Origin of the sequence: Dyella ginsengisoli LA-4, from assembly GCF_000334915.1 — a bacterium.
In the GTDB taxonomy this organism is placed as follows: domain Bacteria; phylum Pseudomonadota; class Gammaproteobacteria; order Xanthomonadales; family Rhodanobacteraceae; genus Dyella_A; species Dyella_A ginsengisoli_A.
Window position 1 is genome coordinate 74,037 of record NZ_AMSF01000013.1, and the last position, 14,475, is coordinate 88,511.

Annotated in this window: 9 protein-coding genes; 8 read left to right on the top strand and 1 reads right to left on the bottom strand. The window is 70.8% G+C overall.

Annotation, left to right across the window (positions count from 1 at the left end):
- Nucleotides 1–11: 11 nt before the first annotated feature.
- Nucleotides 12–1,751 carry a sulfatase-like hydrolase/transferase gene (locus C693_RS0102430; RefSeq protein WP_017460659.1) on the bottom strand — a complete coding sequence of 580 codons (1,740 nt, stop codon included), beginning with the start codon at nucleotides 1,749–1,751 and terminating at the stop codon, nucleotides 12–14.
- A 176-nt stretch (nucleotides 1,752–1,927) separates the two neighbouring features.
- Between C693_RS0102430 and C693_RS0102435 the strand changes: the two genes are divergently transcribed.
- The 8 genes from C693_RS0102435 to C693_RS0102470 all read left to right on the top strand — a co-directional run bounded on the left by C693_RS0102435 (nucleotide 1,928) and on the right by C693_RS0102470 (nucleotide 14,453).
- Entirely contained in the window at nucleotides 1,928–3,946 is a 2,019-nt protein-coding gene (locus tag C693_RS0102435) for a bifunctional 2',3'-cyclic-nucleotide 2'-phosphodiesterase/3'-nucleotidase (protein ID WP_017460660.1), read from the top strand.
- A gap of 209 nt (nucleotides 3,947–4,155) precedes the next feature.
- A complete protein-coding gene (locus tag C693_RS0102440; RefSeq protein ID WP_017460661.1) occupies nucleotides 4,156–4,722 on the top strand; it encodes an RNA polymerase sigma factor in 567 nt (188 codons plus the stop codon).
- A complete protein-coding gene (locus C693_RS20935; RefSeq protein WP_017460662.1) occupies nucleotides 4,719–5,735 on the top strand; it encodes a FecR family protein in 1,017 nt (338 codons plus the stop codon). The genes C693_RS0102440 and C693_RS20935 overlap by 4 nt, the downstream gene beginning before the upstream one ends.
- A gap of 71 nt (nucleotides 5,736–5,806) precedes the next feature.
- Entirely contained in the window at nucleotides 5,807–8,602 is a 2,796-nt protein-coding gene (locus tag C693_RS0102450) for a TonB-dependent receptor (protein ID WP_198506820.1), read from the top strand.
- A gap of 317 nt (nucleotides 8,603–8,919) precedes the next feature.
- A complete protein-coding gene (locus C693_RS0102455) occupies nucleotides 8,920–10,077 on the top strand; it encodes a homoserine dehydrogenase (protein ID WP_017460664.1) in 1,158 nt (385 codons plus the stop codon).
- Between the two features lie 20 nt (nucleotides 10,078–10,097).
- On the top strand, nucleotides 10,098–11,063 hold the full coding sequence (locus C693_RS0102460) for a homoserine kinase (protein WP_017460665.1): 966 nt from the start codon (nucleotides 10,098–10,100) through the stop codon (nucleotides 11,061–11,063).
- Nucleotides 11,060–12,370 carry a threonine synthase gene (gene thrC, locus C693_RS0102465; RefSeq protein WP_017460666.1) on the top strand — a complete coding sequence of 437 codons (1,311 nt, stop codon included), beginning with the start codon at nucleotides 11,060–11,062 and terminating at the stop codon, nucleotides 12,368–12,370. Before C693_RS0102460 ends, thrC begins: the two co-directional genes overlap by 4 nt.
- 502 nt (nucleotides 12,371–12,872) lie before the next feature.
- Complete coding sequence (locus C693_RS0102470; RefSeq protein WP_017460667.1) at nucleotides 12,873–14,453, top strand: 2-isopropylmalate synthase; 1,581 nt, start codon at nucleotides 12,873–12,875, stop codon at nucleotides 14,451–14,453.
- Nucleotides 14,454–14,475 lie beyond the last annotated feature (22 nt).

Consider the following 14,475-nt stretch of genomic DNA (forward strand, 5'->3'; position numbering starts at 1 on the left):
CGGCGACCGCCTCACTGGTAGACGTGCAGGCGGTCGAAGATCCAGGCGTGGTACGAGGCCAGCAGCGCGGGCTGGGCGCAGTCGGTGTACAGGCCGCCGCAGCGGTCGCGCAGCGCGGTCTCGGCCGCGAAGTACGGATCGGCCGGCAGGCCGGCGGCCTGCAGCACCATGCTGGGCAGGAACGCGATGTCCAGCACCGGATAGCGCGGCAACAGCGGCGGATCGGCCAGGTTGCTCTTGAGCATGTAGTAGGTGAGGTAGTCCCGCTTGGCGTCCAGCGCCGGCGGCACGCCGGCCGGCAGCGTGCGCGCGAGGTCGCGGATCAGCCCGCCGAAGGCTGGCTGGTGGTCGCCGAAGCTGAGCAGCACGGTCGGCTGCGCGCGGCCGAGGAAGTGCCCCTCCAGCCCGCGCATGGCCCGGTCCGAGGCCTGCAGCCGGGCCAGGTAGGTGTCGAAGTTGAGCGCCGCCGGCGCCGGCAGGTCGTGCAGCAGGCCGCGGTTGTACGGCGGCGGCAGCGAGGACAGCGGATGCAGGTCGTGCGGGCCGTGCTGGGCCAGCGTGAGGATCATCATGAACACCGGGCGGCCCGGCCGCTTCAGCTCGCCGTAGACCTTCCACGCGGCGTCGAAGATCTGCGCGTCGCTGCTCTTCCACGCCACCAGGCCGAGGTCGTTGACGTCGTAGAAGCGGTCGAAGCCGTAGTCGCGGTAAGCGTTGCGGCCGTTGATGAAGCCGCCGGCGGTCGGATAGATCGCCACCGTGAGGTAGCCCAGCCGCTGCAGCTGGCGCGGCAGCGTGTCGCGCACCCGCGGCGCCAGCACGTACGGCGCGTACATGCCGCCGGGTCCGAAGATGCTCTGCGGCAGCCCGGTCAGCGAGGCGAACTCGCTCACCCAGGTGCCGCCGCCGAAGGTATGCACGCGCAACGCACCGTTGGCGCGGGTGCGCGCGTCGGGACGGAACATGCCGACCCGGCACGGCGGCAGGTTGCAGGCGGCGAAGCCGGAAGGGTCGAAGGTGCTCTCCTCCAGCACCTGCACGATGTCGGGATACCCCGCGGCCCCGGCCGGGGTGGCCGGACGCACGCCCGCCGCGGTGGCGGCCCATTGGCGCTCGGCCTGCGCGTCGCCCGAACGCGGCGGCAGGTGGATGTCGTCGTCCTCGAGGTTGACGAAGAAGTTGGTCAGCTGGGCCGGATCGGACAACTTCTCCCACGCGTTCCGTCGGTGCGCCGCGGCGAACGGCCCGTCCGGCGCCAGCACCACGTGCATCGCCAGCACGCCGACGGCCACGCCCAGCAGGCGGGTGGCCAGCGCACGGCGCGGCGCGAGCGCACGATCCACCGGACGCTCGCGCCGCCACAGCCACACCGCCAGCAGCGGCAGGCCCAGCACGACGGCGACGGCACCCAGCAGCAGCGGCGGGTAGTGCTCCAGCGTCTCCAGCAGGCTGGCTCGCACGAAATAGACGAAATCCGCCGGCATCAGCGACGAGTCGAGGTAGCGCAGCTTGAACTGGCCCAGCACCTTCAGCAGCACGAACGCGCCGCCGCCGAACAGCAGCGCCAGTGCCGGCCGCGCGGTGGCGGCCAGCAGGATCGCGGCGGTGGCCAGCATCACCGACAGCACGAACAGGCGTTCGCCGGCGGCCGGCTCCTGCCCCGCGGTCCAGATCACGCAGGCGACGAAGCCGGCAAGCACCAGCCAGCGCCACCACGAGGGCGGCGGCGCGCGGACATCGGACGTTGGCATCGATCCACCCCTGTGCGGACCATGATTGATCGTGACGCGGATGTTACGGCCACATGACGGGCGCTGCCGCGTGCCATCCGCGCCCCCTTTGCCGGCCGTTCGGCGACCCGCCCGTGGGCCGTCGGTCACGCCGATCTGCTAGGTTTCGCCTCCCCGCCCGCCAACGGCCCCGCCCCATGCGTCCATCCCGTCCCGCCCCCACCGCCTCCTTCGCCCTGGCCGCGCTCGGCGCCGCCCTGCTCGCCGGCTGCAGCCAGCTCGGCCTGCGCCCCGCCCCGCTTCCGGACGGCGCGCGGGCCGACGTCGCCGTGCTGGAGACCACCGACATCCACTCCAACCTGCTCGGCTACGACTACTACAAGGAAAAGGCCGACCCGACGCTGGGCTACGAGCGCACCGTCACGCTGATCCGCCAGGCGCGGCGGGAATTTCCCAACACCTTCCTGTTCGACGACGGCGACACCATCCAGGGCAGCGTGCTGGCCGATTACCAGGCCCTGGCCAAACCGGTGACCTGCGACCAGGAGCTGGCGGTCTACCGCGCGATGGACGCGGTGGGCTACGACGGCGGCACCGCCGGCAACCACGAGTTCAACTACGGCCTGGGCTTCCTGTCGCAGGTCACCGGCACGCCGATGAACGTGGACGGCGGCACGCACAAGCGTTGCGCCGGCCCGCATTTCCCGCTGGTGCTGTCCAACGTGTACAGCGCTCGCGACGGCCAGCCGATCTTCAAGCCGTGGACCGTGGTCACCAAGACCATCGAGGCCTACACCCCCGACGGCAGCCGGATCGAGGTGCCGCTGAAGGTGGGCATCATCGGCTTCACCCCGCCGCCGATCCTGGACTGGGACAAGCAGAAGCTCCAGGGCAAGGTCACCGTCAGCGGCGTGGTCGAGGCGGCCAGGAAGTACCTGCCGCAGCTCGAGGCCGCGCATCCCGATCTGGTGGTGGCGATCCTGCACGGCGGGCTGGACACCCATCCCTACACGAACCGGATGGAGAACGGCGGCTGGTACCTGGCCGGCGTGCCGGGCATCGACGCGCTGCTGCTGGGCCACTCGCACACCGAGTTCCCCGGGCCGCACTACGCCGGCATGCAGGACGTCGATGCCACGCGCGGCTTCGTGCGCGGCGTGCCGGCGGTGATGGGCGGGTTCTTCGGCAAGGACCTGGGCGTGATCAAGCTGGCGCTGGTGCGCCGTGACGGGCGGTGGGTGGTCGACAAGGCCGACAGCCACAGCGAAGTTCGGCCGATCTGCCAGCCCGCCGCCAGGGGCAAGGCGCCGGACTGCGTCACCCCCGATCCCGCGATCGCCCCGCTGGTGGCCAGGGTGCACGAGGCCGCCATCGCCTACGTCAACACGCCGATCGGCGACACCACGGTCCGGCTCAGCAGCTACTTCGCCGACGAGGGCAACATGACCGCACTGGCGCCGATCAACGCGGCGCAGGCCGACTACGTGCGCCATGAGCTGCCCAAGACCCACCCGGAGCTGGCCGGGGTCCCGGTGCTGTCGGCCGCGGCGGCATTCCGCACCGGCTTCGGCGGTCCGGACGACTACACCGACGTCGCGCCCGGCCCGCTGACCCTGCGCAACGCGGCGGACCTCTACTTCTACCCCAACACCCTCGCCGCCGTGAAAACCGACGGGGCCGGCCTGAAGGCCTGGCTGGAGCAGTCGGCCCGCCGCTTCAACCGCATCGACCCGACCAAGGCCGGCCCGCAGGCGCTGATCAACCCGCACTACGTGGGCTACAACTTCGACCAGATCCAGGGTGGCATCGCCTACACCATCGACCTCACGAAGCCCGCCGGCCAGCGCATCACCTCGCTGACCTACCACGGCAAGCCGGTCACCCCGGACCAGCCGTTCATCGTGGCCACCAACAACTACCGCGCCAACGGGGGCGGCCGCTTCCCCGGCCTGGATGGCAGCGGCATCGTGCTGGCCTCGCCCGACGGCGCCCGCGAGATCCTGGCCCGCTGGATCGAACACAAGCAGCACCTGGGACCGGGCGACCTGGAGCCGACCTCCTGGCACTTCGCCCCGCTGCAGACCCGCGGCCCGGTGGTGTTCAAGGGCGCCGCCGGCAAGCAGGCCGTGGCCGCCGCAGCCGGCCTGACCGGCATCCGCCAGCTCGCCGACCACGGCGACGGCACCGCGACCTATGCGATCGACCTGTCGCCATGAAATCGGGGTAGGGGGGTAGGGCGCCTCGGACGTTGAACGAGGTGTGGGCCGGATGCCGACCGGCAACCGGCCCGGATGCCCCCCGCGCATGGAGAGCGGCCCAAAGACTTCCGCATGGACGCGGAAGCACTTTTATTTCGTTAGCCACAAGCCGCGGCGGTTGCGATATCGTGACGACTGTTTCCCTGGTCAATACACGGTGTCGCGGCATGGCCCTGGGTCCGGCCGGCCCGAAGCGAACACTCGCGCAGGCCGATGATGCAAACGAGTTCGAAGGCTTCGTGCGATCGCAGCGCGACGGACTCGTGCGCTTCCTGCAACGCCGGACCCGTTCGGCCGACGATGCCGAGGACCTGGCCCAGGAAAGCCTGACGCGGCTGATCCGCTATCGCGGCTACGCACCGGATACCTGGTCCGGCCTGCTCTACCGGATCGCGGTGAATGCGCTGCACGATCGCGGCCGGCGTGCGGCCAGCCGTTTCGATGCCCAGCACGTGAGCCTGGACGAAGAGACGGTCGAACTGGCCACGAGCGAGCCGTCGCACGAGCAGCGCACCGCTTCCGAACAGCAGCTCGCCGCCTTGCAGCGCGCATTGCTGCGCCTGCCCGACCGCTGTCGCCAGATCTACCTGCTCAACCGGATCGAAGGAATGAGTTACACCGAAATCGCCGAACACTGCGGGATCAGCGTGAAGGCGGTGGAGAAACACATCAGCCGGGCCCTGCGCCTGCTGCGCGAGCGCCTGGGCGCATATCACACGGAGGTCAGGCCATGAACCGGCGAGCAACGGAACACGCAACCCCCGACGTCCCCAGCAGTGCCGAGGACTGGCTGGCCCGGCTGCATTCGCCGGCCCGCAGCCCGCAGGACGAGGACGCCTTCGAGCGCTGGCGATCGGCCGACCCCGACCACGCTGCCGCCTACGCGGAGGTGGAGTACCTGCACCGCAATGCCGCGCTGCTCGGCGGCGACCCGATGCTGCGCGCGGTGGCGCGCGCCGCGCGACGCGACTTCAGCCGGCGCCGCGCAGCCCGGCCACCCCGGCGCGCCTGGTGGCTGGCCGCCGGCATCGCCGCCAGCCTGCTGCTTGCGGTCAGCGTCGTGCAGATCATGACCGACCGCCCGGACCTGGGCGGCCAGACCTACGCCGCCGGCGTCGGCCTGCCTCGCGCGATCACCCTCGCGGACGGCACCGAAGTGGCGCTGGATGCGGATACCAGCCTGGTCGCGCGCTTCGATGGCCACCGGCGCGAAGTGATCCTCCGCAATGGCCGCGCCCAGTTCCACGTGGCGCATGACCCCGCCCGCCCGTTCATGGTGGTGGTCGACGGCAACCTGGTCCGCGATATCGGCACCACGTTCCAGGTCAGCCGCAGCGCCGACGGCGTCACTGTCGGTCTGCTGGAAGGCCGCGTCTCGGTCAGCCGCGATGCGGTGGGACATGCCTGGATCAGCGACCTCAAGCCCGCCGAGCAGGTGCACATCGACGCCAGTGGGCAGGCCGGCCCGGTCACCCCGCTGGACGTGGACGCAGCGCGCGGCTGGACCCGGGGCGAGTTCACTTTCAGCGAGCAGCGCCTGGACGAGCTGCTGCGGGCCATGAACCGTTACTCGCAAACCCAGCTGCGCCTGGGCGATCCGTCGCTGGCCGGGCTCAGGGTCAGCGGCCGTTTCCACGCAGGCGATCAGCAGGCGCTGGCCGAGGCGCTCGCCCAGGGCTGGAAGCTGCGCGCAGTGCGCACCGGTGCAAAGGAACTCACCCTGCTGCCGCCTGCCGAGGCACGCTGAACGGCATGCCCCCGCGCCAGTCCGCGCCCGCCGCGCCGCTTCGCCGGTCCGTCGCAGTCGCGCTGGCGCTCATGTTCGGAATGGCCTGCGCCGTAGCGCATGGCCAGGGTGCGACCCGACACTACCAGCTGCCTGCGGGCACGCTCGACCAGTCCCTGCGTGCGCTGGCCCGCAGCGGAAACATCCAGCTGCTGTATCCGCCGGAGCTCACCGCCCATCGCCGGGCCGGGCCGCTGGAGGGCGACTTCACGCCAGCCGATGCCCTGGCCGAACTGCTGCGCGGCAGCGGCCTGGAGGCGCAGCGGGTCACGGCGGACACCTTCGTGCTCCGGCTTCCCGCGGCACGAACGGCGCCCGCGCTGCCCGTGGGGCGCGCGCTCCCGGCGGTCCCCCTGCAGGACGTTCCGGTACCGCTGCTGCCGGTGGAAGTGACCGGCACGCATCTGCGCCGCACCGAGGTGGAGACAGCCTCGCCACTTACCGTCATCACGCGCCAGCAGATCGAGCGGAGTGGCTACCAGACGCTGTTCGAACTGCTGCGCGCCCAGCCGGGCGTGCGGGTAAACAATGCCCCGGTGGCGATGACCGACAACGCGCTGTATCAGGCCAACGGGTTGTCCGGGGCCACGGGCGCCGCGGCAGTCGACCTGCACGGACTGGGGGCCACCGCCACGCTGTTCCTGGTCGACGGCCAGCGCATGGCCGGCTATGGCCTGGCGCAGGGCGAATTCGCCCTGGTCAACGACCTGGAGAGCATCCCGCTGCCATTGGTCGAGCGGATCGAGGTACTGCGCGACGGCGCGTCGGCGATCTATGGTTCCGACGCCATGGCGGGCGTGGTCAACATCATCCTGCGCAAGCAGTTCCAGGGCGTCGCGGTGGATGCCAATACCGGCATCTCCTCCCGTGGCGATGCGGCCCAGCACCGCGGCACGATCAGCGCCGGTACGGCATTCGGCCACGGCGGACACGTGATCCTGGGGCTGGACTACCTCGAGCGCTCGCCGCTGCTCGGCCGGGACCGTGCCTGGGCACGCAACTCCGGCGAGGACAGCAACGGCTACTACTACTTCGACGGTGGCCAGATCGGCTACGACAGCCAGGGCGGCGGCTGCACCCGCACGTCGCTGGACGGACCGTGCGTCAACACCTCCGGCCCGGTCACCACGCTGCAGACACAGCTCGACAGCCGCTCGCTGCTCGCCCACGTCGATCATCCGCTCGGCTCGCTGCGGGCCTACGCCGATCTGCGCTGGAACATGGTGCGCCAGCACCAGCAGACCGGCCCGGCCACCGAGCAGATCGGGTTCTACGATCCGGCGACGCCGCAGAACACGCAGGTAGTCAACTACGCATTCAGCGACGTCGGGCCGATCCGCGACTTCACCCAGTCGCGCAGTACCCAGGTCAGCATCGGTCTCCATGGCACGCCGGGCGACTGGGCATGGGATCTGCGCCTGGACAGCCAGCACAATGCCGGGACCGACCGGGTACAGGGCCTGTTGCGCTCCAGCGTGCTCGATCAGGCGCTGGCCGATGGCAGCTACCAGCCGGGAGGACACAACGATGCGGCCGTGCTGGCGGCGCTGGCGCCCGCGCTGATGCGCACCGGCCACACCAGCCAGACCGGCTTCAGCCTGCGCACCGATGGCCCGCTGACCGAGTGGCGGGAGGGTAGCGTCGGGCTGGCCGCGGGCATCGAGGGCTACCGCGAAAAACTGGACGACCAGCCCGACCCGCTGCTGATCTCCAACGACGTGTTCCAGTTCCAGTCGCCTTACGTGCGGCGCGGCGACCGCTGGATCTCGGCGGCCTACGTCGAGCTGGAAACGCCGCTGGCCCGGGGGCTGGCCATGAACCTGGCTGGTCGCGCGGACCACAGCGGCGGTTTCGGCTGGGCCTTCTCCCCGAAGCTGGGGCTCAAGTGGGACCTGACCGAGAGTGTCAGCCTGCGCGGCACCCTGGCGCGCGGCTATCGCGCGCCGACGTTGCCCGAACTGGACCGACCGCAGGCGCTGCTCCCCACCGGCGTGCGGGTGGAGGTCCCGGACAACCTGCTGCCGTGCCAGAGCCGGGTGGCGACCTCGCCGGGCTACTCGTTGTGCACCCTCCGACTGGACAGCGTGAGCAACCCGGCGCTGCAGCCCGAACGCTCGCGCAGCCTCACCCTGGGCGTGGTGTGGGCGCCGAGTCCGGCCCTGGGCGTGGCGCTGGATGTCTACCAGGTCGATCGCCGGAACGAGATCCGGCCACTGCCGGTGTCCTACGCGCTGGACCACCCGGATGCCTATCCGGAGCTGTTCCGCCGCAACGACAAGGGCGTGCTGTACGCGTTCGACCAGCAACTGGTGAACCTGGGCAGGACCATGGTGCGTTCGTTCGACCTGGACGCGCGCTACCGGCTCGATACCGCGCGCCACGGCAGCCTCGCCTTCAGCCTCGGCGTGGACTGGCTCTCCAAGCTGCGACGGCAGATCGAACCCGGCGCGACACCGCAGTCCTACGATGGCTACGCGGACCAGCCCAAGGCGACCGCGCTGGCCGGCGTCGAATGGACGCTGCGCAACTGGGTGGCCACCGCCAACCTGCGCTACACCGGGCACTACGCCTTCCAGTCCAGTGCCGACAGCCCGCTCGCCTGCCCCAAGGCCCTGCGCGATACCGGGCATTGCGACACGCCGGCCTTCACCCTGCTCGACCTCAACCTCGAATACGGCGGCATTCCCCACTGGCGCTTCGGCCTGAACATCCACAACGCCCTGGATCACCAGCCGGTCTATTACGGCCGGCCTTCGCTCGCCTACAGCCCTTCATTCGACGACGTGGTCGGCCGATACTTCCTCCTGAGCGTCCACTACCAGCGCTGACCATGGCGCCGGCATGGTTGCAAATGCACCTGTTGACGCCGCCACAAACCCGCCCGTAGTGTCTGAACCATGTCGATCGACAACGCCCCCGCCAGCCTCCGCCCCGCTCGCCTCCCCGGCGTGGCGTGCTGCGCCGGCGGGCGCTGCGTCGACACCCCCTGCGTCGCCACCATTACCACCACGACCATTACTACCCGGTCCGGGTGGGTGTCCGTGCGCGACTAGTTTCATCACACGCAACGGCCCCGCCCTCGACGAGGCGGGCCGGCATCCACACCGACACGCCAGCGAGCACGGGCCTCATCCGGAGGCTTACCGTGAATTCCTGTGCACCCCAGCTGCTCGAACACCCCAAACCGCTGCCGTCGGCGTTTGCGCCGGCGGCTCCGGTCTCCCGTTGCCGCGAGCTGGCCGTCGGCGTGATCGGCCCCGGCCGCGTCGGCAGCGCCCTGCTCGACCAGCTGCGTGCCGCGCAGCCGCGGCTGCAGCGCGAGGGCCGCGTGCGGTTGCGCCTGTGCGGCGTGGTCGCCAGCAAGCGCATGTGGCTGGACTGCGACGACGCCGAGTTGAACAGCCGCCACGGCGGTGCACAGGTCTGGCGGCCCAATGACCTCGATGCCTTCGCCGCCCACGTGCGCGGCATCGAGCCGCGCGACGCACTGCTGATCGACTGCAGCGCCAGCGATGCGGTGGCCTCCCGTTATCCCGCCTGGCTGGCCGCCGGCCTGCACGTGGTCACCCCGAACAAGCTGGCCGGCAGCGGTGCACTCGAGCGCTGGCAGGCGATCCGCGCCGCCAGCGCCGCCAGCGGCGCGCGCTTTCGCTACGAGGCCACGGTCTGCGCCGGCCTGCCGGTGGTACAGACGCTGCGCGACCTGCTCGACACCGGCGACGAGCTGACCGCCGCCGAAGGCATGTTTTCCGGCACGCTGGCGTGGCTGTGCAACCGCCACGACGGCTCGCGACCGTTCTCGGCACTGGTGCACGAGGCGCATGCGCTGGGCTACACCGAACCGGACCCGCGCGACGACCTGTCCGGCATGGACGTGGCGCGCAAGCTGGTGATCCTGGCGCGCGAGGCCGGCTGGGCGCTGTCGCTCGATGACGTCGCGGTGGAGAGCCTGGTTCCGGCCGCGCTGGCATCGCTGTCGCGCGACGACTTCCTGGAGCGGATGGCAGAACTCGATGCGCCGATGGCCGCGCGGCTCGCCGAAGCGCGGGCTGAAGGCGGCGTGCTGCGTCACGTCGCCCACCTGGATGCCCGCGGCCGCGCCAGCGTCCGGCTGGCGGTGCTGCCGGCCGACCACGCTTTCGCCCATTCGCGGCTGACCGACAACGTGGTGCAGTTCACCACCCGTCGCTACTGCGATAATCCGCTGCTGGTGCAGGGCCCGGGTGCCGGTCCCGAGGTCACCGCCGCCGGCATCTTCGCCGACCTGCTGCGCATCGCCGAATCGCTCGAGGTGCGCGCGTGAATGCCCAACTGCGAGACCGCATGAGCCAAGCTCCGCAACGCGCCCTCCATGCCTATGCCTTCGCGCCCGCCTGCGTGGGCAATGTCGGCGTGGGCTTCGACATCCTCGGCCATTCGATGGCCGGTGCCGGCGATCGCGCCGAAGTGCGCCGCATCGACGAGCCGGTGGTGCGCATCGCCGCGATCGAGGGTGTGGTCACCGAGCTGCCACGGGATCCACAGCGCAATACGGCAGGCATGGCGCTGATCTCCCTGCGCCGCGCACTGAGCCTGCATCATGGCTTCGAGCTGACCCTGCACAAGGGCATCGCACTGGGTTCGGGCATGGCCGGCTCGGCGGCCTCCTGCGTGGCCGCGCTGGTCGCCGCCAACGCCCTGCTGGAGCGTCCGCTGCCGCCCGAGTCGCTGTACGAGTTCGCGCTGGACGGCGAGGCCGTGGCCAGCGGCAGCCGCCACGGCGACAACATCGGCCCGATGCTGCTGGGCGGTCTGGTGCTCGCCACCCACGACCGGCTGGTGCGCATCCCGGTGCCGGCCAGCTGGCACTGCGCCCTGGTCCATCCGCATTTCGTGCTGGAAACGCGCAAGGCGCGCGCCGCACTCGCCGGCGACTACCCGCTCGGCGGCTTCGTGCAGCAGAGCGCCAACCTCTCGCTGGTGCTGGCCGGTTGCTACCGCGGCGAGGCGGCGCTGGTGCGTGAAGGCCTGAAGGACGTGCTGGTCGAACCACGCCGCGCGCCGCTGGTGCCGAACTTCGCGCGGGTCAAGCAGGCGGCGATGGACCACCGCGCCATGGGTGCCAGCATTTCCGGCGCCGGTCCCAGCGTGTTCGGCTGGTACGAGCAGCGCGCCGATGCGGAAAAGGCGGCCGCTGCCATGCGCGGCGCCTTCGCCGAGGCGGGGCTGGACAGCGATGCCTTCGTCGCTCCCGTCGATGGCCCCGCCGCCTGCGTGCTCGACACCCTCGACGCCGGGGTCGATGCATGAGCGAGGCGTTGCGTTACGTCAGCACGCGGGGTGACTGTCCCGCCGCGGGACTGAGCGCGGCCATCGCCGCCGGACTGGCGCCCGACGGCGGCCTGTACGTACCGCAGACGATGCCCCGGCGGGACATCGCGGACTTCGATCCGGCCGGCACGCTGGCCGACACTGCCACCACCCTGCTCGCGCCGTTCTTCGCCGGCGATCCGCTGGCCGATGCGCTGCCGGCGATCTGCGCCGAGGCACTGGATTTTCCGGTACCGCACCGCGCGCTGACGACCGACGGCGCCCATGTGCTGGAGCTGTTCCATGGCCCCACCGCCGCGTTCAAGGACATCGGCGCGCGCTTTCTCGCCGCCTGCCTGGCGCGCCTGCCGCGGGCCGACACGCGTCCGCTGACCATCCTCGTCGCCACCTCCGGCGACACCGGGGCTGCGGTCGGTGCCGCCTTCCACGACCGTCCGGGCGTGCGCGTGGTGATCCTGTACCCGGACGGCAAGGTGTCGCCACGACAGGCGCACCAGCTCGGCTGCTTCGGCGACAACGTGACTGCCCTGCGCGTGGCGGGCCGCTTCGACGACTGCCAGCGCATGGTCAAGGCGGCGCTCAATGACGCCTCGCTGCAGGCCGTGGTACCGCTTTCCTCGGCCAACAGCATCAGCCTCGGCCGCCTGCTGCCGCAGATGAGCTATTACGCGCATGCCGCGCTGGGCTGGTGGCGGGAGCGCGGGCAGCCGCTCGACCTGATCGTGCCCACCGGCAACCTGGGCAATGCGCTGGCCGCGCTGTGGGTGCGCGAACTGGGCCTGCCGGTCGGCCGGGTGCATCTGACCTGCAATGCCAACGCGACGCTGCCCGAGTTCCTCGCCGGCGCCGACTACCGCCCGCGCGAGGCGGTGGCGACCATCGCCAACGCGATGGACGTGGGCGCGCCAAGCAACGTCGAGCGGCTGCGCTGGACCTTCGACGACGCGACCCTGCGCCGCGAGCTGCCGGCCACCTGCGTCGACGACGCAGCGATCCGCGACACCATCGCCCGTCACGCCCGCGAGCATGGCGAGGTGTTCTGCCCGCATACCGCCACGGCCATGCACGTGCTCGACACGCTGCGGGCGGCAGGCGACCGCGATGACTGGACGGTGGTCGCCACCGCCCATCCGGCCAAGTTCGAGAGCGTGGTGGAACCGCTGGTCGGCCATCCGGTGGCGGTGCCGCCGGCGCTGGCGGCCATGCTGGCCCGCCCGTCACTGGCCGATCCCCTGGCCGCCGACGACGGGACGCTGAAGGCCTGGTTGAAGTCGGCGCTACGCTGATCCATACCTTCGCGAACGGAACTGCGGCGATGCGTCACGACGCATCGCCGCGGCTCTCCATGGCAGCCAGGGCCGCCCCTGTGACGCAGCAGCGGGAGAAACGCAGATCCATGCGGATCGGGCGGAACCCTTGCGCACCAAGGCCTGGATGGTTTCCACGATTGGCCATCTGGACGTCCGAATGAAAATTTCCGCTTGGATTCACATGAAACTGTTGACGCGGCCTTTTCCGCTGCCCTAAGGTCGATCGCATGTCGCAGCGCAGCAGCCACCACAGCCTCGCCCTGAGCCGTCGTCCCACGACGGTCGGCGACCCGCTGCCGGCCGGCGGCACCCTCCTTCTTATTGGCCTTGTACTCGTACTCCTCATTACCAGCGGAGGTGCGGGCTAGCGGCTGCGTCCCAGGCAAAAGGAAACACACCTGAGACCCCCCAAGACCCCGCACCGACACCGGAGCGGGGTTTTTTTTCGCCTGCGTTCCGCCCCCTCCCGGAGATCCCGATGAACCGCGACAACGACGTAGCCGTAGCCGATCCGAACGATGCCGACCGCGTACGCATCTTCGACACCACCCTGCGCGATGGCGAGCAGGCGCCCGGCTTTTCGATGGACCGCCGGGCCAAGCTGCGCATGGCGCAGGCGCTGGAGGCGCTGGGGGTGGACGTGCTCGAAGCGGGCTTCCCGCAAGCCTCGCCGGACGATTTCGCCGCCGTCGCCGAGATCGCGCGCACGCTGAAGACGACCACCGTCTGCGGCCTGGCGCGCTGTCAACCAGGCGACATCGACACCACCGGCCGGGCGCTGGAGAAGGCGCAGCGCTCGCGCATCCACGTGTTCCTGTCCACCAGTCCGCTGCACCGCGAGCACAAGCTGCGCATGAGCAAGGCGCAGGTGCTCGATGCCGCCGTCGCCGCCGTCGAGCGCGCGCGCCAGCTCTGCCACGAAGTCGAGTTCTCCGCCGAAGACGCCCTTCGCACCGAGCCCGACTTCCTGGCCGAGGTGTTCAGCGCCGCGGTCGCCGCCGGTGCCACCACGCTCAATGCGCCGGACACCGTGGGCTACACCACGCCGGCAGAGATCGCCGAGCTGTTCGGCTACCTGCGCCAGCACGTGCGCGGCGCGGACAAGGTGGTGTTCTCCAGCCATTGCCACGACGACCTCGGCATGGCGGTGGCCAACTCGATGGCCGCCATCGGTGCCGGCGCGCGCCAGGTGGAGTGCACCATCAACGGCATCGGCGAGCGCGCCGGCAATGCTGCGCTGGAAGAGATCGTGATGGCGCTGAAGGTGCGCAAGCCGTACTTCGGCGTGGACACCCGCATCGACACCCGCAAGCTCTACCCGACCTCGCGCCTGCTGGCGCAGCTGACCGGCCAGCCGGTGCCGCGCAACAAGGCGATCGTCGGCGAGAACGCCTTCGCGCACGAGTCGGGCATCCACCAGCACGGCATGCTCAAGCACCGCGGCACCTACGAGATCATGCGCCCGCAGGACGTCGGCATCGGCGAGACCCGGCTGGTGCTGGGCAAGCACTCCGGTCGCGCCGCGCTGCGCCAGCGGCTGGAATCGCTGGGCCAAGCCCCCGACGAGGCGGCGATGGACGACATCTTCGCCCGCTTCAAGACGCTGGCGGACAAGAAGCGCGAGGTGCACGACGAGGACCTGGAAGCGATCGCGCTGGGCCAGGACCCGGAGGCCACCGGTCCGTGGCGCATCGTTCAACTCAACAGCACCACCCATCTGGGCAGCGCGTCCGCCTCGGTGAAGCTGGCCCACGACGACGGCCACGAGGTCAGCGAGGCGGCGATCGGCGACGGCCCGGTCGACGCCGTGCTGCGCGCGATCGAGCGCGCCACCGGCCACGCCGTCGAGCTGACCGACTTCAGCGTGCGCGCGGTCAGCGAGGGCGGCGACGCGCAAGGCCAGGCCCAGCTCACCGCCCGCCATGCCGACCGCGCCTGGCGCGGCCACGGCATCAGCACCGACATCGTCGAAGCCACCGCGCTGGCCGCGCTGGCCATCGTCAACCGCATCGAACGCCAGCAGCCGGTCCCCGAGCCGGCGGCCGTGGCGCACCTGTGATCCCGCCCATGCCGCACCCAGC